Genomic DNA, 26,469 nt, shown 5'->3' on the forward strand with positions numbered 1-26,469 from the left:
ATTATCTTTGCCATGCATAAAGATCATTAATAAAGCATTTGACCATGTTTGATATACCTAAATTAAAACACACAGATAGCGGAAATTTTTTCCTGATGGCTGGCCCATGTGCCATAGAAGGAGAAGAGATGGCCCTGCAAATAGCTGAACGCCTGACCACCATTTCGGATAAACTGCGCATTCCGCTAATTTTTAAAGGCTCTTACCGAAAAGCGAACCGCTCCCGGCTCGATAGTTTTACAGGAATTGGAGATGAAAAAGCGCTCCGTATCCTGCAGAAGGTAAGCCAGGAGTTCGGTATTCCTACTGTTACGGATATACATGAGTCGGCAGAGGCTGCGATGGCCGCCGAATATGTGGATGTATTGCAGATACCTGCTTTCCTATGCCGCCAGACAGACCTGTTGGTGGCAGCGGCAAATACTGGCAAAGTGGTAAATATCAAAAAAGGGCAGTTTTTATCCGGAGAAGCCATGCGTTTTGCCGTAAATAAAGTACGTGAGTCCGGTAACGAAAAGGTTATACTTACTGACAGAGGCAACAGCTTCGGCTATTCCGATCTGATCGTGGATTTCCGGAACATACCGGAGATGCAGGTGACAGGCGCACCCGTGGTGATGGACGTTACGCATTCATTGCAGCGCCCTAACCAGAGTTCCGGCGTAACAGGAGGGCAGCCAGCCCTGATCGAAACCATTGCCAAAGCAGCTATCGCAGTAGGGGCAGACGGCTTATTTATCGAGACGCATCCGCAGCCAAGCGTGGCAAAATCTGATGGTGCCAACATGCTGCCCCTCGATCAACTGGAGGTACTGCTCAGCAAACTTGTCCGGATCAGGGAAGCGATTCGATAATAAGATGCTTTTGCACTTCTGGCAAATGGCCTGAAGTGGTTATTAGACGCTACAAAATACAGTTCTATACTATGAACAGCGATTATCAGCAGGATTGGGATGTTTATTTCTGCTACCTGGAAGAAGCTCCTGCATTTATTAGCGTGGACCTGGGCCTCTTTGACCTGGCCCCCCTGGCAGACAAGCCATACCTGATCGAAGTGGCAGCCGGCCTGCTCACATCAAATGCCGATGGTTTTCCGGAAAATGAAGAATGGGAGAAACTGGAGGAGATAGAGGACGTGCTGGTAAACAGTTTTGAGGAGAAACTGGAAGCCACTTTTGTGGGCAAAACACTGAATAATGCACGCCGCGGATTTTACTTTTATAGCGGTGACACACTGCTTGTGGAGCAAATGATAGATGAACTGCGGCAGCAGTTCCCGGAGTATACTTTTGAGCACCAGATTCAGGAGGACCCGGACTGGGATGTATACTTTGATTACCTGTATCCTGACGAGGAAAGCTTGTTGCGCATTCAGAACAATAAGATGCTCCGTTTGCTTGAAGAGCAGGGAGATCAGGCCTATATCCCCCGGCAGATAACGTATACCCTCTATTTCAGAACTGAGCCCGACAGAGCCGCAGTAGTAGAGGAGGTTAAAGGCAACGGGTTTTCAGTGGAGGAGGAGTCAGTGTACGAAGCTGACCCGGAAGTGCCGTATAAACTGGTGCTGATGCGGGAGAGCCGAGCCGATGAAGAAACGATCTACCTGGTGACCGAAATGCTGCAGCAGCTTGCAGTGGAGCATGACGGGGAGTTTGACGGCTGGGAAACGCAGGTTGTACAGGAAAACGGGTAAAGCCTGGTTCGTAGTGACCTAGTAGTATAGTGAAAAGTGTTCTTTAGGCTGTGTGGTTCTGAAAAACACCAGGCCGATATAAAATAAGTCTACAGTTTGAAGCACCTTCGGGTGCTTCTTTATTTCCTCCCAGGCCTGCGTCATTTCCGCTGACCAGTACAGGTCATCGATCACGAAAACACTGCCTTCGTGGTGTTTTTCTAAGCAGGCATTAAAGTAACGCATGGTAGGTTCGTAGCGGTGATTCCCGTCAAAAAACACATAATCAAGCGTATCTACCTGCTGCACCAGTTGCGGGAGCGTTTCATCCAGGTTTCCGATTACTGTCTGAACCTGGTTTAGCCCCAGTTTGCAGAAGTTTTCCTGTGCTACACGGGCAATATTGGGGCATCCTTCAAAAGTATACACCGTGGCTTCTTTACAGGCCTCTGCCTGGTAACTGGTAGTGACACCCAGTGATGTGCCAAGGTCAAAAATAGTTTGCGGTTGGAAATGGTTTACCAAACGAAACAGCAGCTGACCATATTTTGCTGGTTTAGCCGAAGTTTTAGCAATCTCCTTTACCTGTCGTGTCTTTCTTTTACCTGCCAGCGGTCCTGCGCCAAAGTCAGTTACCTGTAGTTCGGTTTCGTCGTTTAACAAATCCTGGCGCAATGCCTCCACCTTATCGTAGGCAGCAAAATGGCCGTCGTGGCGGATCACGTGCTTGTTCAGGTCAAAGACAAAAGGGGAGTGTACCCCATGAAGTTTAAACGATCTTAAACAGTAAAGCAGGTAATGGGTAGCCAGGTGGAAGGGTAGCACTCGTAAATTATTTAGGGATCGATTGTTAAGAGGTAATGTAAGGCGCAGCCTCAAAAATGGTTTTTACCGATTAGTTTAAAGTATAAGGCACAATCAGGGTAAACTCCGGAATAGTGACGTCAAATTTCTTCCCGTCCACCATACGCTCCATCAGATAAGTGCCCCGCATTTTACCCAGATTTGTTTTCAGGTTACATCCGGAAACATATTCATGCGATTCACCAGGCTCCAGCACAGGCTGCTGCCCGACAACACCTTCACCTTCCACTTCCCGAACAAGCCCGGTAGCATCGTGTATATACCAGTGGCGCCGGAGGAGTTTGACAGTAAATTCAGAATTGTTCTCTATACTTATCTTATATGCAAATACATAATGCTGCTGCACAGGACTTGAGTAGTCTGGAAGGTAATTTGTGGTAACCGAAACTTTAACACCTTCTGTAGTTTTTGTATCCATGTTACAGAGTTTTTTGTATAATTAGAAACTATTTACGTTAGAGGCATTGCTATCGTAGGTACAGTTTCCCATTTTTTCACCAAACCCATTAGCCCCAACCGCTCAATGAATGTAAAGATAGAAGAAAGCTGGCAAAATGTGCTGCAAGATGAATTTGAAAAACCATATTTCAAAGATCTTGTCTCATATGTTAAAGACGAATACAATTCTCAAAAAGTTTACCCTCCCGGTAATCTGATCTTTAATGCGTTTAAAATGTGCCCGTTTGACGAGGTAAAGGTCGTAATTCTGGGCCAGGACCCTTACCACGGCCCCAACCAGGCTAATGGGCTAGCTTTTTCGGTGAGCGATGAAGTAAGGACACCCCCGTCGTTGCTAAACATATTTAAAGAGATAAAAGGGGACCTGGGCAAGGACCTGCCAGCCACAGGAAACCTTGAAAGGTGGGCGCAGCAAGGGGTATTGTTATTAAATGCCACGCTCACAGTTAGAGCTGGTAATGCTGGTTCTCATCAGAAAAAGGGATGGGAAGAGTTTACGGATGCTGTGGTAAAGAAGGTGAACGACCTGAAGGAGCATGTCGTGTTTATGCTGTGGGGAGCCTATGCACAAAAAAAAGGAGCATTTATAGATGAACAAAAGCACCTGGTGCTAAAAGCTGCACACCCTTCTCCGTTTGCAGCAGACAGAGGTTTTTTTGGAAGCAAACACTTTAGTAAAGCGAATAAGTACCTGCAGGAACATGGCAAAGAGCCCATTGACTGGTAGGACATGTCATCTGTTTAAAATCAAAGGCCGGTAAAATTGTTTTACCGGCCTTTGATTTTATAGTAGTTCAAAAGTTACCACCTGGCAGACTCAAACTGCTCAGGATCAAACCAGGAAGGTGAGCTTTTCTTTGGAAAGCGTATATTAAAGTATTCTTCCTTTAAAGTGAGTTTCCCGTCTGTTTTAAAAACGATGTCTGTAGCAACCCAATTGTTATCTATCAGCTGGTAGTTATTCATTTCCACATCCCTTGGAGTGCCTTTCGGGTTGGTTAACACACGTACAACGTAGAGCCTTTCTTTATCCACCCAGAATTGGGGAGTAGTATTATCCTGAGCGTCCGTTGTGCCAACAACGTAAGCGTCCCTGCCTTGCCATGTAGCCTGAGTCATTTTATCCAGGTTAAAGCCGAGGCTGTTCAGCTTGTTTATTGTTGTTTCAGGTTGCAGGTAATACACATCAAACAGGAGTAGTATCAAAGGGTGTATCTGTGGTACTTTGCTTTGCAACTGGTTATCATGAAACGTATACAGGGAGTCATTATTGAAAATGATACCGTTGCCGCTTTCAAAGCCATTGAATCGGATGCTCAGGTTCCCCGGCTGGCTATAAACCTCCTGCCATACTTCTTCTTTGGTTACCTGATCTTTTTCATAGAAGATAGCTTTTTGGTCAAAGGCAAAATTTGGATACCACTTTTTATGCCATCGGTTGTGCATGGCTTTAACGAGCTCATGGGCATTGGAGACTGATTTGTCTTTTTTAGGGGAGTTAAAGCCCATCAGGCTAAAGCTGGCTAAGCAAATGCATGCTAAGCAGGCACAGGTAAACAGGATCTTTTTCATAGAGTATTTGTAGATTTAGGGCGAAATTTACAAAAATGCCTCCTGATCACCATATGTGCTTGAAATTTGTGCGGCATATCTGTAATTTAAATGATAAATAGACTACTAGCATGATAAGAATTTACCATAACCCCAGGTGCAGCAAAAGCTGAACATGAAACCAGAGCAGCTGCTGCGGAAAGGGGAGCAGTTGTATAAAGACAGCTTTAAAGGCAAGCAGCTAACTGATCAAGAATGGATACAGGTAATGGTGGAACACCCGGTACTTATCGAACGGCCAATTGTGGTCAGGGATAATAAGGCAGTACTTGGCAGGCCGCCTGAAAACGTACTGAACATCATTTAATGTAGAACCAGTGCCTTTGTTAGATTAGATAGTTGATTTAGCGCCTTCCAGGTGATCTGATTTACCTTTACTAGTGTCTTGGTCCCAGGGAAACTTCCCTTCCAGTTCCACCTGCAGCGATAAGCTAAGGAAGGTACGGATCAGAACGACAAGCCCTAATGTTAGCACCCTTTCCATGGTCGGTTCTGTAACAACGGTAGCAATAATGTCGGCTGCAACCAATATTTCCAGTCCCAATAAAATTGCCTTACCTAAATCCTGTCTTAACTGTTTGTAAGTGCCCCTTTTAGCTTGTAAAACCGGAAATATAAAACGGATCAAAGCAATAGCGGCCCCAAAGGAGATGATCACAACTCCAATCCCTTCTATTATGCGGGCAATGTACTCAATATAGATTCTAATAATATCCATAGGTTGTTTCTGTGCATCAGGAGTATATGATTTGGCTCTACGCACCTGACGTGATAAGAAAACTATTGCTTAGTAACGACCTCTTCCCGAATCAGGTTTTAAGAGTTTCAGGAATAAGCTCTCTGATATTACGTATCTGCCATAAAACAAAAAGAGCCAGGCTGTTAGGCCTGGCTCTTTTATTTCATGAATTTTGACTTAGTCAATAATATTGAAGATGCGGTTCCACCTGATCTTGTTCAGGAAAGTGCCGTTAGGGTCAGTAGACATCCAGATCATAACTGCTTTCCCTACTATATGATCGGCTGGCACAAAGCCCCAGTATCTTGAGTCCAGGGAGTTGTGGCGGTTGTCACCCATCATAAAATAGTAGTTCTGCTTAAACGTGTAGCTGTTTACTTCTTTGCCGTCCAGGTATAATTTGCCATCCCGAACCTCTGCGTTGTCATTGTGCTCATACTTTAGAATCACACGTTCATAAAGAGGTAGTGTTTTTTCATTGATAGCAATCGTGGCTCCTTCCTGTGGTATGTAAAGAGGTCCGAAATTATCTTTGTTCCAGTCATACATGCTTGGTACATTCGGGAACACCTCCGGATCAGCTTTACCAGGTATCTCTTTTAGCAACATGGTTTCCTTGATGAAGTCAAGAGATGCAAGAGCTTTGGCTTTTTCAGGAGAAGTGTCTACTATATAACCTCCCTGCCAGCGGATAACGTCTGTAATATCACGGTCCAGGAAGAAATCCTGGTTAAGTATATTGTCCGTAGAAACGAAGTACTTGAACTGCATTCCTGCAGGGTTTTCCATTGCCTTTCCGTTGATGTATACCTGCATGTCGCGGATGCTCAGCGAATCGCCTGGTAAGCCAATTGCTCTTTTAATATAATTGGTACGCAGGTCAGCGGGGTGCTGCTCTTCCGGAGGGAAGTTGAATACTACTACATCACCTCTTTTTACTTCTGAGAAACCCGGTAACCTGAAAGACGGCAACTGAATAGCATCAGAGTAGGAGGGGATATTGGTACCCCAGATCGTCTGGTGCGTCAGCGGAATCTGCAGGGGTGTCATAGGTGTGCGGGGGCCATAATGCAGCTTGCTCACAAACAGGAAGTCTCCTACCAGTAGCGACTTCTCCATGGAGGGCGTCGGGATGGTATAGGCCTCGAAGGTGGCCCAGCGGATAAGGCTGGCTGCAATAACGGCGAATAAAATAGCATCACCCCATTCGCGGGCAAAGCTTTTTTTCTTCTTTGGTTCTTTGGTTACTGGTTTATTTTCCCAGAATTTAACTTTCATCTGCAATTTCTATGGTTACAGGTTAAGCATGTCTTTCATGCCGTAAACGCCCTGGCGGCCAGCAAGCCAGACTGCTGCCATCACAGCACCATCGGCAAAACCGGTTCGGCTGTGGGCAATATGGCCAAGTTCAATTTGGTCTACATCAGAGCTATAGGTTACAATATGTGTGCCTACTACATCTGGTTCGCGCTCAGAAGCAATGTTTAATTTAGTCTTTTCTTCCGGATTATCAGCAACCCAGCCTTCCAGATTTTTATAGCTGGATAATATGCCCTCTGCTGTTGTGATACCTGTGCCGCTAGGCTTATCTACTTTCTGAAGATGGTGCACCTCGCGGATAGCTACTTCATAAGCAGGGTATGCCTGCATTTTGCTGGCTATATACTCATTGAAGTGGAAGAACAGGTTGACGCCCACACTATAATTTGACGCATAAAAGAAAGCTCCTTTGTTCTCCTGGCAAAGCTTTACGGCCTCCTCATATTTATCCAGCCAGCCTGTAGAGCCAGACACAACTGGTATACCATGGGTTAAGCAGTAGGAAACGTTGGCAAAGGCAGCCTCCGGATGGGTAAATTCTATGGCTACATCTGTGTTATCAGAAGTATAGTGCTGCAGGGTATCTGCATTGGTGTGATCAATGGTCCCGATAATTTCATGACCTTTAGCCAAGGCTATCTGTTCAATGGTTTTACCCATTTTACCATAGCCGATCAAAAGAATTCTCATTTCTATTTTGTGTATAAAACAAAGGTGATACCCGGTGTATAAGCCCCTCTTTGGACTTGTGCCGGTAAAAGATCTGGCTGTATGCGTATGGAAAGGTCCTCACTTACATCAAATTCCTTTAGATGTGCATGAACATAAGCTTCCGCAATATTTAGCCCATAAGCAAGTATGGAGATCAGGATAGTGAGGTCGCGGTTACGGCGGTAAAAGTCACGGCTATAACGCAAGTTTTCTGTGCCACGCTGCGTCTGAACATTGTTGCCTTTGTATTGATAGAGACCGTAAATAAAGTTATTGATATAGACATCGCTGGAATCACGATTACGTTTATTAAGCGCCTCCCTGAAATCCTGATACTTACTATTATTATCGATCAGGAAATAGCCTAACACGCCTCCTGTTGCATAGATAATAGGTACTTTCCAGTATGCTTTATTGTATATCTGACCGGCACCGGGGATAATGGCAGAGAAAAGGGCTGCTTTTGCAGGTTTGTCCCACTTGCTCAGGAAGAATCCCTTTCCAACGTTCAGCGTATCTGAAACTGGTACGCGTAAGGAGTCCGGCCCCTCCGTTACGGTCTGCGCCAAAGTAGCCGAGGACATAACGAGTTGGAAAAGCCCCAGCAATAACAAAACAGCACCAATTCTCAGTTTCATGTAGTGTTAGTAATTTAAGATCTCTAAAATTCGGTTTAGCTCGTCAACAGATACAAACGGGATCTTGATCTCACCTTTTCCATCGTTATTAGCTTTCACCTGAATTTTGGTTCCAAACTGTGAGGTAAGTTTAGATTCAACGGTTTTAAGTTCCTGATCATACTTTCCGAACAGAAGCTTTTGTTGTGCATCCGGCTTTTTCTTGGCGTTTTGCAGGTTACGCACCAGTTCTTCTACCTTGCGTACCGAAAGCTCTTTTGCCACTACTTCCTTAAACACATCCAGCTGCTGCTCGATGGTATCAATATTGATCAGCGCGCGGGCATGCCCCATGCTGATAAGATTATCGCGAAGGGCGATCTGAATATCCGGCGGAAGCTTTAGAAGGCGTAGGTAATTGGTAACAGTCGTACGCTTTTTACCAACGCGATCGCCCAGTTCCTCCTGTTTCAGGCTACACTCGGTTAACAACCGCTGATAGGAGAGGGCTATCTCAATTGCATTCAGGTTTTCACGCTGAATGTTCTCAATTAAGGCCATCTCCAGCATTTGCTGGTCGTCTGCTTTACGGATATAAGCCGGTATAACTGTTAGGCCTGCAATCTTAGAGGCCTGGTAACGGCGTTCACCGGATATCAGCTGGTACGTATTCTGGTCTAGCTGACGAACGGTGATTGGCTGTATAATGCCTTGAATCCTTATAGACTCTGCCAACTCTTCCAGCGCATCCTGATCAAAATGGGTGCGGGGCTGGTAGGGGTTGGTCTGTATCTGATCAATAGCTATATCTGCGATGGTATTGGCTTCGTTAAGGTTGTTGGAAGATTCAGTTTTTCCGGTGTATTTGTTGCCCTCCAGGAGAGAGCCAAGGCCTCTACCGAGACCGCCTTTACGTTTAGCTGCTGTATTCTTGTTATCGGACATGTAATCGTACTGTTATTTAGCCAGCGCAACGCTGTTCTTCTCTGCAATTTCACGCGCCAGGTTCAGGTAACTTAGTGCACCCTTACTTTCTGCATCGTGTAAGAGGGCAGGTATACCAAAGCTTGGCGATTCACTCAACTTCACATTTCTAGGGATGATCGTATCGAACACCATTTGCTGGAAGTGCGTTTTCACCTCTTCCACTACCTGGTTTGAAAGGCGCAGACGAACATCATACATAGTAAGCAGGATGCCTTCAATGGCCAGTTCCGTATTCAGGCGTGACTGAATGATCTTGATCGTGTTCAGGAGCTTTCCCAAACCTTCCAGGGCGAAATACTCGCATTGTACCGGTATCACAACCGAATCAGCTGCGGTTAAGGAATTCACCGTGATCAGACCCAGCGACGGAGAGCAGTCTATGATGATATAATCATACTTGTCTTTCAGTGGCTTCAATGCTTCTCGCATTTTCTCCTCCCTGTTCGGGATGTTGATCATTTCCACTTCCGCACCCACCAGGTCGATGTGCGAAGGGATCAGGTCCAGGAACTCAATGTTTGGTGACTGAAGTATGATCTCATCCACGTTCACATCTTCCACCATACATTCGTAAATGCTGGTGGTGATGGTAGCCGGATCAAAACCAAGGCCCGATGTGGCATTTGCCTGCGGGTCTGCATCCACTAAAAGTGTTTTATATTCTAAAGCTGCTAAGCTGGCAGCCAGGTTGATAGCTGTCGTTGTCTTGCCAACACCACCTTTCTGATTCGCAACTGCGATTATTTTTCCCATTCTAAAATTATAGGTTAATTGTTTGACCTATCTCCATCAAAATAAGTTCTTTGTCAGCTATATTCGCCACTTCCTGCACCTCTTCATGATCGATCTTGATGTAAGGGAAAGTGTCGAAATGCATGCCGATCACTTTATCTACCTGCACAAAATCAGCAGCGATCATCGCCTCATGAATATCCATCGTGAAATTGTCCCCAATTGGCAGCAGGGCAAAATCAAGGTCAAACTGTTCCGGAATGAGTTTCATGTCGTAGGTAAGGGCCGTGTCGCCGGCAAAATAGAACGTGAACTCTTCGGTTTCTACCACAAAACCGGCAGCACTACCGGCATAGGTACCGTCAGGCAACGAACTGGAGTGGATGGCATTCACCATTTTTACGGTGCCAAACGGTAAGGTGACCTTACCCCCGGTATTCATCGGGTGCACGTTCTCTATTCCTTTGGCACCGTACCAGTTTGTTATCTCAAAAGTAGCTACAATTGTGCTGTTATTGTTTCGGGCTATCTGCTCAGCATCATGCACATGGTCTCCATGGCCATGCGACAACAGGATGTAGTCCGCTTTAATAGCGTCTACATTGATGTGTGATGCTAACTCGTTAGGGGAGATAAAAGGGTCGAATAAGATGCGGTTATCTCCGATCTCAAATAAAAAGCAAGACTGTCCGTAGTAAGTTATTTTCATAATCTCTTTAAGTTTAGACTTTAGATTACCTTCGCAAGATACCTGAACTTGCACAAAGATACATTTTTTTAACCACAAAGACTGAGGTGTTCCACGTCTCCATACCTTTTTTTATCCACGATTTTACTGACTTATCCACGTATGTTCCACAGTTCTTTTATATGTAACGGGTAGGGGCCGATTTCCTTGTAGTTGCCGGTCTAGATAGGACTTTGCGCAGGTAAAATAAACAGGCGTATCAGATTTAATAAAAAGTAGCTGCTAAAGCCTGGAAACAGGCAATTTTGGTATTATTAGCACAAAAAGAACGGGAGCAGCTATTAAGCTGCTCCCGTTCTTTTTGTGCTAATAGACTAACCCTTATTTTCTATCAGGACCTCTTCTGTTCAGGTCGTCGTTCTTATCTTTTGAGTTAAGTCTGTCAATGTCTACATCAGTTTTACGCTCCGTACCACGTATGGTCTCCTGGTGCTGTTCCACGTCTTTTCCGAGTCTTACCTCTTCAACCACGCGGGCTTCTTTATTTACCAGGGGCACTTCGGCGTGCTCCGTCATAGTTGTTTCGCTTTTTTTGAAAGCTGCAAGGTCTTTTTCATTTGCAGGTCGGTTAACCGGCTTTCTCTCAACGTGCACATGCTCTTCTCGCAAGCGCAGTTTTTCTTCCACCGGACGCTCAATTATGCGGCTTCTCATTCGTACGCCACCTGTTTCAACTTCTCTTTTGCCAATGTTCATTTTTTCCTCTACAACCGGAATAGAAGCACTGGAGTTTGTCCACTTACCTTTATCTGAACTGGAAATGTTTCTGTGCTGTGCAGTTCGTTCGTTTACGTCAATGGCACCACATTTATCCAGTAATTCAGCTGCTTTTTTTGCCTGTTCCTTCGAATCAGTGTGTACTGTTACAATGGAACCGTGCTTTGCGGCCTCATAATATTTGCTGGACTCTTCCCGGTTATCGAAAAGCGAATTAAAAAAATCGCTGTCTCTCTTATTGTCCGGAGTGGTATTGGCTGTTGTGTTTGTTGGCCCACCCATATTTGGGTTTGATGGGCTTGGCTGATTGCCTGCTGGCGCTCCGCCGGTTTTATCTTTAGCGCCTCTAACGGCTATATCTATATTGTTATTAGGAATGCCGCTGCGCTCTAGTTCCTGTGCTGCCATTTGTGCGTCTACGCCATAATCGAATATTCCTATTACTGTCTGTTTCATAGTTAATGTGTTTAATTTAGTCTCAAAATAAAAGCATGACTCTCATGCTTCCCTATTATAATTCGTATATAATTTCTTTTATTTTCTATCAATCTTCACTTCTTCTTTTCGAAGTGTAACTTCTTGTGGGTGATGTTCTTCTATTCTTTTTTTAGTGATGTGTAGTTCTTCGACAAGCACTAGGCGTTTCTGTATGATCACCTCTTCTTTAATAACCGGGATGATCATTGTGTCACCCTCATGCCTAACTTCGGGTGCCTTATCTATTGATATGTTCTTGGCTACGCGCTGAATATCGACCTCTTCTGATACAAAGGGCTCATCTACAGTAACCACTTCTTCGTGAATTTCCTTAGATACAGTTACTTTCCCTTTTTCGATTTCTCGTACACCAATATTCAGTTTCTCTTCAATAACAGGTATTACCCTGCTATTTTCTTCTTGCTTTAACTGCTTGCTTTGCTGCAATTTCTGTTCAAATTCTGAACTTTGTACTTTTTCTGGGTCTTTGCTCATTTATTATCTATTTTAGATATATAAATATATCTTTTACAAGAAAGAGAATACTGAATTCTTATTAAATATTACGGGAATCGAGTACTTATAGTTAAAAAAACCTGTTAAATTGAAAATATGTATAGTTCAATTAACGCTGGCTTATTTGGCAGGTCCCCCTTAAACTATAGTGAGCAGGGTTAATTCTTTAGAGAAGAAGTGGTAAAGTGAGGCAGGTTAATTTTTGCTTTTTTCCTTTACAGGGTAGCAGCTACTTTATTAGTCCTTCTAATATATCACCAACAAAGTAGGATACTCCGGCTGCAATCGTACCCAAAGCAAATGTTTCGAGCATACCCCGAATCTTATTCATGCGGTTCACATAACTTTTCAGAAAGCCGATCACCAAAAAACCAACAGATGTAAAAACAGACGTCCAAAGGAAAGGCTCCGAGATTGAGGAAGTAAAAAAGTCCCATATATAAACAGACAAAGGGATCATGCCAATCAGCAGAAATGAAATGTAGGTGACTGTACCAATGGCGAGTGGAGATTTGTGATTTTTGATCAACCCAAGCTCGTTTTTCATCATGTCATCCACCCATCTGTCCTTATCTTTTACAATAACGGCTACTACCTGTTCCAAAAGTTCACCCTCAAATCCTTTGGACCTGTAGATCTCCCTTATTTCCTGCACCTCTTCTTTGGGTTTATTCTTGATCTCCAGGTTTTCCGTCCGCTTGAATTTCTCATAACTGTCATACTCTGACCTAGTGGAAAGGTATGCACCAACTGACATGGAGAAGCCATCGGCAAGAAGGTTGGCAAAGCCCAGAATAATAATGACAGAGCTGCTTAACTCGGCACCAACTGAGCCGGCCACCACTGCAAATGTAGTGACGCAGCCATCCATGCCGCCATAAACAAACTCCCCGAGGTACTCTTGGAACCTGCTATAAAGGGAGGTATGCTGCAATTGTTCCGGGTTACGGGGCATTGGTTTTATCTCCTTCTAATTAGTTAATTACATACTTATTAGCTTGCAGTTGGTGTAACATGATCAGTTATACAGGTGGTTTAATTTTGGAGCCAAGTGCAATTACTGGGCGCTTTTCTCCTTTTTCTGAAACAGTTTCGACTTCTCCCATTTTTCAAACCTAATATAGGTATTCTGAAGTTTTGGGTTACTTGTGTTGATTATAGCATTGGAATTCAGATACAGCTTCCTTTCTTTGTTTTTACCAGCTAAGCGGGCAAACATTGCCCGAAACACTTCCCCGATACCCAGGTTCATTGGGACCTTCACCACACTTATGCCTAATGGTATATCATATGTACGGTTAATGCTGCCGCATACATCCAACAGGTCTTGTACGCATGCATTATATTCGATCGCGTTTATTTCCAACTTCTCTGTATTTGCATTTTGGACCTTTACTAAGGCGTTTACAAGGATCCCTTTGGTAAAGCTGAATCCACGTAATTTAACCTTTTGTAGCTCTGTGACCGGTAATTTAGGAGTTGGTATCTGAAAAGTGTTGGTGAAAGATACCTGTTGTTGTTCCAGCTTTGCGATCCTGTATTGTAGCGTGATCTTTTCTTTTAGAAACATGCTGTCATTTTCCTGGTGATGGATCAAATGCTCGCGCCACAGTTTATAGTTTACGGCAAGCGTTATCCAACCTGTCTGTTCCCCCTCTGCCGGAAGTTTTTTTCCTACATCTCCATTTGTAATTGCAATGGTATCGTTTTGATGCGTTAAAAGCAGCGTGAGATTATCGATGTGTATAGGTACCGGAAGCGGATTTTGCACCCGCACATTTAATTTAACCCAGGCTGTATCGTAGGCAATTGTTATATCCAGCGTATCAATTTTTGTGATCTTTGGCATCAGCTGCTGTCCACCTGTTCCTTTCTTCAGCTCCAATTCACCTTCAAATTCCAGGTTTACTTTTGTAGGGCCAATCATCTTGTTACTGCTCTGCAGGGTGGCGGATGCCTTCAAATGGTATTTCCAGTCTGTGCTCCCTTTGATGGCTCTTTTTAACAGCTGATTTACATCGTCCGCAGATAAATGGACCGGAACCTCCACAAGTGCATTCTGCTGGTTTATCCTGATTGGCTCCTGCGTGTTACCAGTCAACAAGATGCCTTCACTTAGATTTAATTTATACTCCAGGTTTTTAATCTGAAGATCGGGCAGGTTAGAGCTTTCAACCTGCAGCTTTAAGGTAAGCTGAGCTCCTTTTTCAGGATCCAGTTCTTTAACCTCAAGTCCAGCCACTTTTATACCCGCCTGCCCTGGGACAGGAGCCTGTATTTCACGTTGCAGCGTGATCTGCTGCCTTTTAGCCCCAGGCAGGTTATAAATAAGTTTCAATTCAATTTGTAAAGGGATTTTATCCTGCCCCTGTACTTTTTTCATCAGGTTCTTATAGGCGCTTTCGTCTACCAGCAGTTGCAGGCCCAGGGACTGGTCCCCGGATTTAGGAAGTGTTTTTTCTATGTTTTGCTTTCCGGTAGCAATTACTTTACCCTGATACCGGACATAATAGGCAGCACTGTCAATGTAAAATGGGATAGGGGCCGGATTATGAACAACCAGATCTGCCTGTAACCTGGTCTGTTCCTCATCCGAATCTATCGTTAGTCGTTTGATCCGTTTTATGGTTGGTAGGTAGTTCTTACCTGTACCCATTTTACTTACATCCAGTTCCCCTGCTTTTTCCACTACAAGTTTAAAGGAGTCGAAAAGAGGGTGATCACTCTGTATATTTGCCTCTAGTCGGGCGTCGTACTTCCATGATTCATCTCCGGAAAGCTTCTTTTTGATCAGGGAGATAGCATCCGAAGTATTCAGTTGCAGGGGCACTTCCAATAGTTTATTTCCCTTTTGGAGGCTGAATGTAGAATCAACTTCGCCGGCGATAGTTAGCGTATCACCAATCTGCACGTTATACTGAAGGTTATTTATTTTCAGGCCCGGCAGGTTCTTATTACTGGAGTTAATCTTTAGTAATAATGAGTAACCAGAGTCAGGGCTAAAGCTCCTGACTACAATGTCTTGTAGTTCCAGGGCAGGCGATTTTGCTACCGGAGCATTAAAATGGCGGTTTATCGTAATACTTTTAGGGCTGATGAGGGGCAAGTCAAAATATACGTTCATGGCTATATCAAGCCGTATACTATCTTTGCCCTGCTGTTCCTGAAGGTGCTTTCTATACCTTTCAAAATCCAGTTTAAGCTGGAAATCCAGGGTCTCGTCGTCTAAAGCCGGGAGGGTTTGTGTGGTTGTCATCTTGCCCCAACCCAATGTATCGCCTTCGTCAGTTATGTTATACCGTACGCTGTCTATGGTTATTGGCAGCGGTATCCTGTTTATGACCTTAACACCTGCTTTAACCTGGGCTGTATCTTTTCCTAATTCAAGTTTCAGATATTCAACCCCTGCTACTTTAGGGAAATATTTTTTAGTTAAGATATAGTAAGCAACAGCACCAAGTAGTGCCAGGAGGATAATCGAGACAATAAGTATCCAGCTGGTTTTTTTATTAGACATGTAGTAGTTTCCCTTTTTTTGCTGTAAACGCAAATCAGAGGGACAAGGGTTATACTATGGCTGTTGTGCCTCTTTCCCTACTAACTCTAATAGTTTATCATTCAGGTTCTTTTGAAAGGTGACCAATGCTTCCGGGCCTCCTTTCTGGTGCTTTATCCGCTTCACCTGCTTTCCGTTCTGGTAAAAGGTAAGATAGGTAGTCGGGATGTCTGTCCACTGTGAACCATAGGAAGTCTGTAGGCTAGTATAGTCAAGCTTTTCTATCGCTTTTTTTAGCTCATTCATTTCCTTTTCAGTAAAGCACATCTGTACCGTATCTGAGACTGGCACATTGTCCCAGCCTACGAAGGTGACCATACCGTTTTCCATCACAGTTGCTTCGTAGGCTGGGCAAGGGCCATAGCATGGTGTTTTTTGAATTTGAAGGAGAGGAGGGGCTGCCGCATTCTTACCACTGGTCTGGCAATTGCTGTTAACTTTGCACCCTAGTATGCACAGCAACAACAAAAACAGCGGTGTTATTATCTTTAGTTGATTTAATATGTTTAGTAGCATGTTGCTTATAAGTACTAAAGGCTCGGATGCTTTAACTTTTTAAATTTACCTTCTTCAAAAACGTAGGCTTCCGGAGTGCAGTAATTACATTCTTTGTAATTGATGGTAGAATCGGGTGGGTTGATTATGAAAAGGCGGCTGTTGGCACTGTATTTTGCGCCTATGCTGCTTTGCAGCTTATCGAGTACTTTCCCGTTTTCCCTGCTTACCACATAGTGTACCTGGCAAGCAGTGCCGCATCCGACTGTTACTACGGTATATTTCCCTGCAAAATTGATCCCATTCTTCATCCCTTCCTGAAGTGCAGTACGGAAAGTGCGGGCATCGGTGTGGCTATTTTCGTCCAGGGGGGCTAGCCGCCCGCGGTAGATGTTTGTTACGTTATAATCCCCGCTCTTGTGATAGTCTTCCATCGTGATCCTGTAGCGATCATACAATTCAGGGTTTTCGTTTCCGGATACAGGCATTTTAACCGGCCTTTTCTCCAGCTGTTTTTCCAGTTTAGGGTGGGTGTCTGCTATCTTGCCCTGATCTTCGGTATCTTGCCGGCAGCTGAAGAACGCCATCGGCAATAAGAGCAGGCATGGTTTTATAATAGTGCGCATCATAGTGTTAAGTTTATACCCCTACATACGATTGCAGCTAAAGTATAGCCAAAAAAAAGCCTTTCCGGTAAGGGAAAGGCTTTTTTTTGGCTATTAAGGAACAGCTTATTTTTTAGCTTTACGCTGTTGCTGCTGCTTATCCTGTGCCTGGCGCATGGCTTCCTGCATACGTTCTGTAAAGGAAGGTCCGCCTGTTTTTTTCTTTTCTTTTATCTTGTGCTTGTTAGCCTCCAGTTTCGCTCTTACTTTTCCTTCATCCACAAACCTGCGAATAGCGGTCTGCTGGCCAAATGTTACGATGTTTGATACGAAGTAGTAAAAAGAAAGACCGGCAGGGAAGGAGTTCAGTACGAACATGAAGATTACAGGCATTAAGTAGCTATAATACTTCATTGGGCCCTGCATGGTATTTACCTGGTTGTTAGACCAAGTGTAAAGTATGGTAGAGGCTGTCATCAGCAAAGTAAACATACTTACGTGGTCGCCATAGAACGGAATTGTGAATGGCAGTTTGGCAAATACATCATACGTCGAAAGGTCAGTAGCCCATAGGAATGCCTCCTGGCGCAGCTCAATGGAGTTCGGGAAAAAGTTGAACATCGCAAAGAGTATCGGTATCTGCAGCACCATCGGAATACAACCACTCAAAGGGTTAACACCCATTTCCTGGTATAGCTTCATGGTTTCCATCTGCGTCTTCTGCATGTCGCCATCGTTACGCTCCTTAATAGCGTCGATCTCAGGCTTTAGAACCTTCATCTTCGCCATCGATACATAAGACTTGTATGTAAGCGGGAAAAGGATGGTTTTGATGTAGAGCACCAGCAGGATAATGATGATACCATAGCTGGAAATATAGTTCTCTAGGAAGTCAAATGCCGGAATGATCAGCCATTTGTTCACATAAGAGAAAATTCCCCAACCAAGATCCAGGTTTCTGTCGAAATCGTTGCCGATATGCTTCAGGATCTTGTAATCATTTGGTCCGAAATAGAACATGAACTCACCTTTACCTGAGGTCACATCCTGCGTAGGGATCAGAATCTGGGAAGAGAAAGTCTTTACTACAGATGAATCGGCAAGGTCTACGGAAGATTCCAGCTTGGCACCGGCAAACTGATTGCCGGCAATAATGCCGGCCGTAAAGAAGTTCTGCTTATTTGCCACCCATTTCATGGGCTCCTCAACTGTCACGGTCTCTGCTTTATCAGAGATAGACATCTTTTCGTAACCATCCTCAACAGTAGCATAATTGATCGTTGACTTAGCTCTGTTCTGCTTCAGGTCACGCTCCAGCTGCTTTAATTTATCATTCCAGGTGAAGGTAATGGTATTGCCGCTGATCTCTTTATCAAGCCCTTCAAAGTCAAGCTTGTACCCCATCATGAAGTTCTCATCATACAGGGTATACACTTGCTCTATGTACTGGCCGTTACCTAAGTTGGCTCTGAAAGAAACGGTTTTACCTGATTTTTCATCAGTGCTAACGTTCTTAACCTCAGATGGCGTAAAGTATAAATCAGAAAGTTGTACCTTCTTTCCGTCCTGAGTTGTGAATGTCACATCCGTTTTGCTACTCTCACTATCAAACAAGATCAGAGGCTCGCCCTGGTATGTTTTATAGTTCTTCAGCAATACTTCCTTAACCTGGCCACCTTTAGAAGAAAAAGTAACACGGATGTTCTGGTTTTCTACGGTTGTAGTGCTGGCCTCACCGGTTGCAGCAGCGCCAAAAGCACCCAGAGCCGTTGCTCTGCGAGCCTGCGTCAGTGAGTCATCTTCAGCAACTACAGCAGTTTGTACTTGCTCTACCTTGGCTTTTTCCTGAACTGCCACTTGTGCTTTATTCTTATCCTCTCCTGTAAAAAAGAAAGAGTAAGCCAACAATAGCACGGCAATCAATCCAAAACCAATTGCTTGATTTCTATCCATTTACTAAAATTTGAATTGTTTTTTATTGAGCTTATTTAGATTTTCTGTAATTGTTAGCCGCTTTCACAAATTTTACGAAAAGCGGGTGGGGGTTCAGCACGGTACTCTTCAGTTCCGGGTGATACTGGGCTGCCACAAACCACGGGTGGTTCTGCAACTCAATGATCTCTACCAGTCCAGTGTCCGGATTTATGCCCGTTGCCATCATTCCTGCCTGTTCAAAATCAGCTAAATACTTGTTATTGAACTCGTAACGGTGACGATGGCGCTCCGAAATCTTAGACTTTCCATAAATAGAATAAGCCTTAGAACCCTTTTTTAGTTCACAAGTATAGGCACCTAATCGCATAGTTCCACCCATCTGCTTAATTTGTTTTTGATCTTCCATCATATCTATGATCGGATGTGGGGTGTCAGCGTCCATTTCTGTGGAGGCAGCACCCTCTAAACCAAGCACATTGCGTGCAAATTCTACGGCAGCACACTGCATGCCCAGGCAGATGCCCATAAAAGGAATATTATTTTCGCGCACAAACCGGATAGCCTCCAGCTTACCTTTGAAGCCACGCTCCCCAAAACCAGGGGCAACCAGTACGCCATCCATTTCCTGCAGCAATCCAGCTACGTTCTCATCCGTGATGTTTTCCGACTGGAACCACTTGATGTTTACTTTGCACTCATTCGCAGAGCCAGCATGAACAAACGACTCTATAATAGACTTATAAGCGTCCGGAAGCTCCACATACTTACCTACCAGGGCAATGTTTACCTCTGAGGTTGGGTTTTTCAACTTGCCCAGGAAGTCTTTCCAGCTTGTAAGGTTTGGCTCTTCCTTGTGCGGAAGCTTTAATTTACTGATCACACGCTCATCCAGCTTCTCCTTGCGCATCAGCAAAGGCACATCGTAGATCGTATCCGCATCCAAAGACTCGATAACGGAGTTTATTTTCACGTTGCAGAACAAAGCGATCTTCTTGCGCAGGTCCGAAGGAATTGGGTATTCCGAGCGGCAAACCAGAATATCCGGCTGCACGCCAGCTTCCGATAGGTCACGCACAGAATGCTGTGTCGGCTTTGTCTTTAATTCACCGGCAGCTTTCAGGTAAGGCACCAGTGTTAAATGGATCACACATGATTCATTCACTCCAAGCTCCCAACGTAGCTGACGCACTGCCTCGATAAAAGGCAATGACTCAATGTCACCTACACAGCCACCAATCTCCGTTATCACTATATCATATTCACCAGACTCACCCAGCAGCAACATCCGCCGCTTTATTTCATCTGTAATGTGAGGTATCACCTGCACTGTTTTGCCCAGGTAAGCTCCTTCACGCTCCTGCATGATCACATTATAATAAATGCGACCAGTAGTTACGTTGTTGGCCTGTGAAGTTGGTACATTCAGGAAACGCTCGTAATGACCCAGATCAAGATCTGTTTCAGCGCCATCTTCCGTTACATAGCACTCGCCGTGCTCGTAAGGGTTCAATGTACCTGGGTCGATGTTGATGTAAGGGTCAAATTTCTGAATAGTTACAGAGAAGCCTCTTGCCTGCAGCAACTTAGCAAGAGATGCGGAAATAATACCTTTTCCTAGGGAAGACGTTACGCCACCTGTAACGAAGATGTATTTAGTAGCCATAAGTTTGGGTTAAGCTTATGGGCTACAAAGGTACTGTAATTATTTGATTTTCCTGACACGAGCTTAAGAGATGTGCTCCCGCCATAGGATATCTTTCTAAAAATTCAAGGTGAATCTTTTGCAATTAAGCTCCATTAGGCCATTGTGCAGCAAGTATAAGCGGCTTACCTGTTACGGCTGCACATACTTTCAGAGGAAAAATAAAATTAGCGGTACATAAAAAAAGCGCCCCAGCCTTTTTGGCTGGGGCGCTTTTTAAAAATGGTAAAGCAAAAGCTTAGCTTTTAGGATTCAGAATAGTGTCGATGCGTACCAGTGCATCCTGCAGGTGGTACTTTGTCATGGTATCCTTTGCTTTAGGCAACGATGCCCTTATCTGGCTTTGCAGCGCGATAAGCTCCCCACGAACTACCGGACGTATATCAGACTGCGATACATCTACCTGCGTGCTGCCTCGGCCCGAGCGGCCAGAAGTATTTGCATTTTTCTCCTGGTCTGTCATCAGGTAAGCCATGCGCTCCAGGTAACCCCGCTGTAAGTTTCTGCGGTACGTATCGATTGCTTTGCCTGTGTTCACTTCAGACCAGATACCGCCACGCAGGTCAGCCATCATCTCCAGCAAGGTATACGTGTTGCTGCCTTCAGATGCCTGCGCCTCAATCAGTCGTGCCATACGGCCCGCATCCAGCACATTGTTCAGGATGTTCACCTGAGCAGAACGTACCCGCTCCACAGTACCGGCAGACTCTATCTTGCGCAGGATGTTATCGTCCAGCATCCAGGTAGGTGTAGAAAAACCTTGCTCATTCAGGAATTTAAGCGCACGCTTCTGCTTTTCCTTCGGAACATAAGAGTATACATCGCCTTTTTGGTCGTAGGTCTTGTAGTTCTCATATACACCACCAATGTTAGCTGTTACGTGGCCCATGTAGCGGTTCCACTGCCCAAGCACCTGGCCATAAAGTTCCTGAAGGTCATCGTAATCCTTATTCTCTTTCTTTGTCCACTCGATCAGGTTCGGCATCACACGCTTTAAGTTCGCGATGCCGTAGCTGCTCGCTAACATGGCATCATCCCCTAAATCCTCTGTCTGTGACGATGGATCAATCGGGTTGCCCTGCTGACGGCCGAAGCGGTACATCGGGTCATTTTCATGTGCACGTATCCAGGCTGCCAGTTTCTCGTCGTTGTCGCGGCCGTTTTTCTCCGGGAAGTAAGTATAGCCCCATTTCACAGCATGCTTATCATACACACCGATCCCTGGCATCAATGCCACACCTTTGTCCTCGGGCTGCGCTACATAATTAAAGCGGGCATAGTCCATGATAGAAGGGGCGGTACCCATTTTCTTTGTAAACTCCGGATCACGCAGTTTCGCAACAGGATAAGCAGCGCTTGAACCCATGTTGTGAGGTAAGCCCAACGTATGGCCTACTTCGTGCGAAGACACGAATCGGATCAGTTCTCCCATAACTTCATCCTTAAGCTGTACACCACGGGCATCCGGGTTAATGGCAGCTGTCTGGATAAAATACCAGTTGCGCAGCAGGTTCATTACGTTGTGGTACCAGCCGATGTGGCTCTCCAGGATCTCTCCTGAACGTGGATCATGTACGTTTGGTCCGTAGGCATTCTGCGTTTCAGAGGAGAAGTAGCGGATAACTGAATAACGGGCGTCTTCGGTGCTGAATTCCGGATCCTCTTCAAATGAAGGCGGATCTTTGGCGACAATAGCATTTTTGAAACCGGCAGCTTCGAAGGCCTTGTTCCAGTCTGCTACTCCCTGTTTCAGGTAAGGGCGCCACTTCATAGGGGTAGCCGGGTCGATGTAATATACGATCTGCTTTTTAGGCTCTACCAGTTCGCCGCGAGCGTAGGCCGCCTCATCTTTGGGCTCCAGTCTCCAGCGCACAATGTAACTGCGTTTTGCCGCACGCTGCTCCTCAGTACCGTAATCAGTCTGGCTTACCGTGAAAAAGCCAACGCGCTGATCGAAGGTACGGGCAGGCATTGGTTGTTTAGGCAGGAGCAGCATGGAGTGGTTAAGCTCCAGCGTAATAGTTCCTGTACTGGCGTTAGCCGGTGCGTCAGTAGCTTCGTATGTCATCAGCGAGCGTGCTTCCACGTTTAACGGAAAGCTCTTGATTCCTTCGATAAAGGTGCGCTTGTCATCCAGTTTACGAACCTTATACTGCTCACGTCTTCTCTTATCCAAGCCAAGTGAAGTAACATCTTTAGAGAACAGATCTGTAACGTCCACGACCTGTGTACCCGGTCCGAAAGCTTTAATATCGAAAGCCTGAATGATAGGAGCCAGGTTAGAGTTTTGCACTGAATTGTAGATCTCCAGCGAGTCTGAGGCTACGTTTTCATAAGAAATAACGCGGAGCAGAATATTATTACCTACCCGCTCCCAGCGCAACATCTGCGTGTTCAGCTCTTCGCCACCGTAGCCAATATTCGTGGCTGTTTTCGCGATCCGGCTAACCATCAGCATGTCACGGTTCAGGAGTGTGTCCGGAATCTCATAAAAGTACTTTTCATCTATCTTATGTACTTTAAAGAGACCTTCGTCCGTCACAGCTTTTGAGGTGATCACTTCGCTGTAAGGCTTTGGCTTACCATCATCCTTTTTAGGTGCGGGAGTAGCTGCTACTTCCTGTTTGGCTTTTTTCTTTTTCTTACTCTTCTGGGCATAAGCCGGTGGTGCCATGGTTGCACCAGCTAGCAGTAATGCCACCAAAGGAGCAAAACGTAAATTTTTACTCATAATTTAGAGATTGGGTGATTAGATAGGTTTAGTTAATAGAATAGAATGTTTCTTAAATATAAGCATGATTGTTTAAGCATCAACTTATGATGCAGCTTTTGTTAAGACAGTATTAGAGGGGGATGGTTTAGTGTGAAAAAAGAAAAACTTGAAAACTGCTAACAAGAGAGCAATCGGCTCATAAAGACCAGGCAGTGTAAAACTAGAAATCTAAAGTCAGCTGGTAACCTTCCTGCAGGCGGTCATGTTGGTAAAGCAAACTGCTAACAGCAACACCTAACAGGCGTACAGGGTGCTGGGGGAGGTGTGGTGTGCGCAGCAGTTCCCGGACAATGGTATAAATCGCATCTGCACTGCTGAACTCACCTAAAAAAGTTTTGCTGCGGGTATTTTGCGTGAAATCGAAGTACTTGATCTTTAGGGTAACAGTTTTGGCAGTAGCTTTTAGTCGCTCCATATCATGCGAAACTTCCTGGCAAAGTTTGTCTATCTGGAGCAGCATATCATGCTCTTCGATGAGGTCTACATCAAATGTGCGTTCTGAGCCAATGGATTTTCGGATACGGTGTGGCTGTACATCACGATCATCCTGGGCGCGGGCAATGCGGTAATAGTAATGCCCTACTTTCCCAAAATTCCGAACCAGTTCATCTTCCGGCCTTTCCCGTAGATCGGCCCCGGTCAAGATGCCCATACTTTGCATTTTGGCAGCCGTTACTTTTCCGATTCCATGAAATTTTTCGATGGCCAGCCCAGCCACAAGTTGTTCTGCTTTGTCTGGTGTGATGAGCGTAAAGCCGTTCGGTTTGTTGTAGTCAGAGGCTATTTTTGCCAGAAACTTATTGTAAGATACACCAGCAGAAGCCGTTAGGCCTGTCTCTTCGAATATTCGCTTCCTGATCTCCTGGGCGATGATAGTGGCAGAGGGCATACCAATTTTGTTTTCTGTCACATCCAGATATGCCTCATCCAGCGACAGCGGCTCCACCAGGTCTGTGTAGGAGTGGAAAATCTCCCGGATCTGTCTTGATACAGCACTGTATACTTCGAATCGTGCTTTAACAAAGATCAGGTGCGGGCATCGTTGCGCCGCAATTTTAGAAGCCAGGGCAGAGTGTACGCCATACTTACGGGCCTCATAACTTGCGGCAGCCACCACACCTCTTGCCCTGGAGCCACCCACGGCCACTGGTTTACCACGCAGTTCCGGGTTATCACGCTGTTCCACCGACGCAAAAAAGGCGTCCATGTCAACATGTATGATCTTTCGGATGGGGGGTGTCAATTAAATAATACTTTTCTTCCTGCTTCTCAACCTGAACTATGACTGGCTTATTTGTATAAAACAGGCTACTGAGAAATAACAAAATAATTGGCTCAACATCTTTGGGAGAAGCTTTATTAAGAATAACAAAGATACACAGGCAGAGACAATTTCTATAAATAAATGGAAGTAGGAAGTTCCCACACAAACTTAAAGAGAAAAAGTGTAATGATTATCAGGACACTTCTTCCAGTATCCTGATCTCTGGGGTGCCCACTATTCCTGCACCTTTCATGGCTTCTTTCAGGTCTTCGGATTCTATAAACTCCTGCGCCTTATGGTCGTTTTTAGCTTCAAATAAAATGACTACTTCGTTGTGGTTATACTTGTTCTGTAGCAAGTATACTTCCTGAAGGTCAGCTTTATCACGTGCACTTTTGTGGTTATCATAAGCCGTTTTCCATTTGTCAAAGTTATCTACTTCGTGTCTGATTAATAAGTAAGGCATATCATTTAGATTATTTTTATTCAATTTGATTTAAAATGGGTGAGGGTCAGGCTGTAGCCAAGGGTTTTATATTCTGGTTCATCCTGAACAGGTTGTCCGGGTCGTACTTATACTTGATCCGGGCCAGCTTATCATAGTTTCCCCGATAAGTGTCTTTGATGCGTTCTTCACCCTCATCCATCAGGAAGTTGACATAAGCACCACCTGCTGCGTATGGATGGATCGCATCGTGATAGGCCCGGGCCCATTCTATGATCTTATCCTTATTCTTCGGATCCGGATCAACACCTATTATCACCTGAGACCAGTTTGCTTCCCGGAAAGCCCAGGCAGTGGCATCTTCTTTTACCTTGTGGGCAGCGCCATTTATTGGGTACAGGTGAATACCGGAGAGCAGTGTCGGTATTTTTCTGGCAAAGGCTATGTGCTGGTCAATTGCCTCGTCGGGTATCTCTGTTATAAAATCCCCTTTCATATACCACTGGTGACCCGGCGGAAACAACGGGTCGAACATGCCCTGCAATGCTGGGTGCGGAATTGGCCCTACCAGATCAATAGCAGGTTTAGGGACAAGATTCCTGATCGGCTCAAACACCTTTTCTGCCTTATCCATGTCTCCGCTATAGCACCAAATAATACCTCCCATCTTTTTATTATGGTAAGCTTCCGGAAATGGTTCGCCAGGTGGCACCTGTAGGAATGCAAAAAAACCATAAAGGTCTTCCGGTGCATCCAGCATGAAATCGCGGTACCACTGCATGACAGGTTTAACCTGGTCCAGTTCCCAAAGCATAGGACCTGCATAATCCATACTTACCGGATGTGCTTGAAATAAAAAGGACGTGACCACTCCAAAATTTCCACCACCACCCCTGATCGCCCAGAAAAGATCCTCGTGCTTATCCTCGCTGGCGGTAACAAAGCTGCCATCTGCCAATACCATGTCAGCCTCCAGCAGGTTATCAATGGAGAGGCCATACTTACGGGTAAGGTAGCCGCTGCCTCCACCAAGTGTCAGCCCACCAATGCCAGTGGTGGAGATCACCCCGCAGGGCACAGCCAAACCGAAGGCATGAGTCGCATGATCGAGAGCACCTAGCGTGCAGCCGCCCTCAACACGTACTGTTTTATCATCCTTGTTTACTCTGATGCCGTTCATGTGGGTAAGGTCAATTACCAGCCCATCGTCGCAGACACTTAATCCGGGGGCACTATGGCCACCTGCTTTTACGGCTAGCACCAGGTTGTTATCACGGGCATAATTAACAGCAAGTATTACGTCGGCCACATCTTCGCACCGGGCAATAAGCCGTGGGTGTTTATCGATCATGCTGTTATAAATCTTTCGTGCTTCATCATAGCCAGCATTTCCTGGCTGTAACAGTTCACCCAGTAAGGCAGCTTTAAAATCCTGTATTGATGTTTCTGTTGTCATGGCTTTTTCCTTAAAGTTTAAGGGTGCACCATGGTGTGAAAGCGACAAGTTGGGTGATGGGCGTT

At 45.1% G+C, this 26,469-nt stretch carries 26 protein-coding genes; 4 read left to right on the plus strand and 22 right to left on the minus strand.

The window, feature by feature from the left end; genetic code table 11:
* The first annotated feature begins 44 nt into the window (after window positions 1-44).
* Together kdsA and ACSX1A_RS04715 are read left to right on the plus strand one after the other, a co-directional pair.
* Window positions 45-854, plus strand: coding sequence for a 3-deoxy-8-phosphooctulonate synthase (gene kdsA, locus ACSX1A_RS04710; RefSeq protein ID WP_439882464.1), 810 nt, complete (start codon window positions 45-47; stop codon window positions 852-854).
* A gap of 71 nt (window positions 855-925) precedes the next feature.
* A complete protein-coding gene (locus ACSX1A_RS04715; RefSeq protein ID WP_439882465.1) occupies window positions 926-1,696 on the plus strand; it encodes a DUF695 domain-containing protein in 771 nt (256 codons plus the stop codon).
* A gap of 18 nt (window positions 1,697-1,714) precedes the next feature.
* Here the strand turns inward: ACSX1A_RS04715 and ACSX1A_RS04720 are convergent, their stop codons facing one another.
* Both ACSX1A_RS04720 and apaG read right to left on the minus strand, forming a co-directional pair.
* The gene (locus tag ACSX1A_RS04720) at window positions 1,715-2,500 is read right to left on the minus strand and encodes an O-methyltransferase (RefSeq protein ID WP_439882466.1); all 786 of its coding nucleotides are present in this window, start codon (window positions 2,498-2,500) and stop codon (window positions 1,715-1,717) included.
* Window positions 2,501-2,570: 70 nt separating this feature from the next.
* Entirely contained in the window at window positions 2,571-2,957 is a 387-nt protein-coding gene (gene apaG, locus ACSX1A_RS04725; protein ID WP_439882467.1) for a Co2+/Mg2+ efflux protein ApaG, read from the minus strand.
* Between the two features lie 105 nt (window positions 2,958-3,062).
* On the opposite strand from apaG, the gene ung reads away from it, so the two are divergent.
* The gene (ung, locus tag ACSX1A_RS04730) at window positions 3,063-3,725 is read left to right on the plus strand and encodes a uracil-DNA glycosylase (RefSeq protein ID WP_439882468.1); all 663 of its coding nucleotides are present in this window, start codon (window positions 3,063-3,065) and stop codon (window positions 3,723-3,725) included.
* A gap of 74 nt (window positions 3,726-3,799) precedes the next feature.
* On the opposite strand, the gene ACSX1A_RS04735 is transcribed toward ung, so the two are convergent.
* The gene (locus tag ACSX1A_RS04735) at window positions 3,800-4,570 is read right to left on the minus strand and encodes an outer membrane lipoprotein-sorting protein (protein WP_439882469.1); all 771 of its coding nucleotides are present in this window, start codon (window positions 4,568-4,570) and stop codon (window positions 3,800-3,802) included.
* Between the two features lie 154 nt (window positions 4,571-4,724).
* Between ACSX1A_RS04735 and ACSX1A_RS04740 the strand changes: the two genes are divergently transcribed.
* On the plus strand, window positions 4,725-4,916 hold the full coding sequence (locus ACSX1A_RS04740; protein WP_439882470.1) for an ArsC/Spx/MgsR family protein: 192 nt from the start codon (window positions 4,725-4,727) through the stop codon (window positions 4,914-4,916).
* Between the two features lie 24 nt (window positions 4,917-4,940).
* On the opposite strand, the gene ACSX1A_RS04745 is transcribed toward ACSX1A_RS04740, so the two are convergent.
* The 19 genes from ACSX1A_RS04745 to ACSX1A_RS04835 form a co-directional block, all read right to left on the minus strand.
* Window positions 4,941-5,327, minus strand: coding sequence for a DUF1622 domain-containing protein (locus ACSX1A_RS04745; protein WP_439882471.1), 387 nt, complete (start codon window positions 5,325-5,327; stop codon window positions 4,941-4,943).
* 198 nt (window positions 5,328-5,525) lie between these two features.
* Window positions 5,526-6,626 carry a signal peptidase I gene (gene lepB, locus ACSX1A_RS04750; protein WP_439882472.1) on the minus strand — a complete coding sequence of 367 codons (1,101 nt, stop codon included), beginning with the start codon at window positions 6,624-6,626 and terminating at the stop codon, window positions 5,526-5,528.
* Between the two features lie 15 nt (window positions 6,627-6,641).
* Window positions 6,642-7,358 (minus strand): 4-hydroxy-tetrahydrodipicolinate reductase, encoded by a 717-nt coding sequence (gene dapB / locus ACSX1A_RS04755; RefSeq protein ID WP_439882473.1) that lies wholly within the window; start codon window positions 7,356-7,358, stop codon window positions 6,642-6,644.
* A 2-nt stretch (window positions 7,359-7,360) separates the two neighbouring features.
* Complete coding sequence (locus ACSX1A_RS04760; RefSeq protein ID WP_439882474.1) at window positions 7,361-8,017, minus strand: DUF5683 domain-containing protein; 657 nt, start codon at window positions 8,015-8,017, stop codon at window positions 7,361-7,363.
* 6 nt (window positions 8,018-8,023) lie between these two features.
* Entirely contained in the window at window positions 8,024-8,941 is a 918-nt protein-coding gene (locus tag ACSX1A_RS04765; RefSeq protein ID WP_439882475.1) for a ParB/RepB/Spo0J family partition protein, read from the minus strand.
* Window positions 8,942-8,953: 12 nt separating this feature from the next.
* On the minus strand, window positions 8,954-9,736 hold the full coding sequence (locus ACSX1A_RS04770) for a ParA family protein (RefSeq protein WP_439882476.1): 783 nt from the start codon (window positions 9,734-9,736) through the stop codon (window positions 8,954-8,956).
* A gap of 7 nt (window positions 9,737-9,743) precedes the next feature.
* Window positions 9,744-10,424 carry a metal-dependent hydrolase gene (locus tag ACSX1A_RS04775; RefSeq protein ID WP_439882477.1) on the minus strand — a complete coding sequence of 227 codons (681 nt, stop codon included), beginning with the start codon at window positions 10,422-10,424 and terminating at the stop codon, window positions 9,744-9,746.
* 360 nt (window positions 10,425-10,784) lie between these two features.
* On the minus strand, window positions 10,785-11,636 hold the full coding sequence (locus tag ACSX1A_RS04780) for a YsnF/AvaK domain-containing protein (protein ID WP_439882478.1): 852 nt from the start codon (window positions 11,634-11,636) through the stop codon (window positions 10,785-10,787).
* Window positions 11,637-11,714: 78 nt separating this feature from the next.
* Complete coding sequence (locus ACSX1A_RS04785; RefSeq protein ID WP_439882479.1) at window positions 11,715-12,152, minus strand: YsnF/AvaK domain-containing protein; 438 nt, start codon at window positions 12,150-12,152, stop codon at window positions 11,715-11,717.
* Window positions 12,153-12,402: 250 nt separating this feature from the next.
* Window positions 12,403-13,128, minus strand: a complete 726-nt coding sequence (locus ACSX1A_RS04790; RefSeq protein WP_439882480.1) for a VIT1/CCC1 transporter family protein — start codon at window positions 13,126-13,128, stop codon at window positions 12,403-12,405.
* A 102-nt stretch (window positions 13,129-13,230) separates the two neighbouring features.
* Complete coding sequence (locus ACSX1A_RS04795; RefSeq protein ID WP_439882481.1) at window positions 13,231-15,690, minus strand: LEA type 2 family protein; 2,460 nt, start codon at window positions 15,688-15,690, stop codon at window positions 13,231-13,233.
* Window positions 15,691-15,744: 54 nt separating this feature from the next.
* Window positions 15,745-16,245 carry a DUF6438 domain-containing protein gene (locus ACSX1A_RS04800; protein ID WP_439882482.1) on the minus strand — a complete coding sequence of 167 codons (501 nt, stop codon included), beginning with the start codon at window positions 16,243-16,245 and terminating at the stop codon, window positions 15,745-15,747.
* Window positions 16,246-16,259: 14 nt separating this feature from the next.
* Window positions 16,260-16,853 carry a hypothetical protein gene (locus tag ACSX1A_RS04805; protein WP_439882483.1) on the minus strand — a complete coding sequence of 198 codons (594 nt, stop codon included), beginning with the start codon at window positions 16,851-16,853 and terminating at the stop codon, window positions 16,260-16,262.
* 102 nt (window positions 16,854-16,955) lie between these two features.
* Window positions 16,956-18,782, minus strand: coding sequence for a membrane protein insertase YidC (gene yidC, locus ACSX1A_RS04810; RefSeq protein ID WP_439882484.1), 1,827 nt, complete (start codon window positions 18,780-18,782; stop codon window positions 16,956-16,958).
* A gap of 31 nt (window positions 18,783-18,813) precedes the next feature.
* Window positions 18,814-20,427, minus strand: coding sequence for a CTP synthase (locus tag ACSX1A_RS04815; RefSeq protein WP_439882485.1), 1,614 nt, complete (start codon window positions 20,425-20,427; stop codon window positions 18,814-18,816).
* Window positions 20,428-20,704: 277 nt separating this feature from the next.
* On the minus strand, window positions 20,705-23,197 hold the full coding sequence (locus ACSX1A_RS04820) for a zinc-dependent metalloprotease (RefSeq protein ID WP_439882486.1): 2,493 nt from the start codon (window positions 23,195-23,197) through the stop codon (window positions 20,705-20,707).
* 202 nt (window positions 23,198-23,399) lie between these two features.
* Window positions 23,400-24,482, minus strand: coding sequence for a DNA polymerase IV (gene dinB, locus ACSX1A_RS04825; RefSeq protein WP_439882487.1), 1,083 nt, complete (start codon window positions 24,480-24,482; stop codon window positions 23,400-23,402).
* A gap of 214 nt (window positions 24,483-24,696) precedes the next feature.
* The gene (locus tag ACSX1A_RS04830) at window positions 24,697-24,969 is read right to left on the minus strand and encodes a hypothetical protein (protein WP_439882488.1); all 273 of its coding nucleotides are present in this window, start codon (window positions 24,967-24,969) and stop codon (window positions 24,697-24,699) included.
* Window positions 24,970-25,015: 46 nt separating this feature from the next.
* On the minus strand, window positions 25,016-26,404 hold the full coding sequence (locus ACSX1A_RS04835; RefSeq protein WP_439882489.1) for an FAD-binding oxidoreductase: 1,389 nt from the start codon (window positions 26,402-26,404) through the stop codon (window positions 25,016-25,018).
* Between the last annotated feature and the right edge of the window lie 65 nt (window positions 26,405-26,469).

The organism is Pontibacter sp. MBLB2868 (assembly GCF_051904785.1).
In the GTDB taxonomy this organism is placed as follows: domain Bacteria; phylum Bacteroidota; class Bacteroidia; order Cytophagales; family Hymenobacteraceae; genus Pontibacter.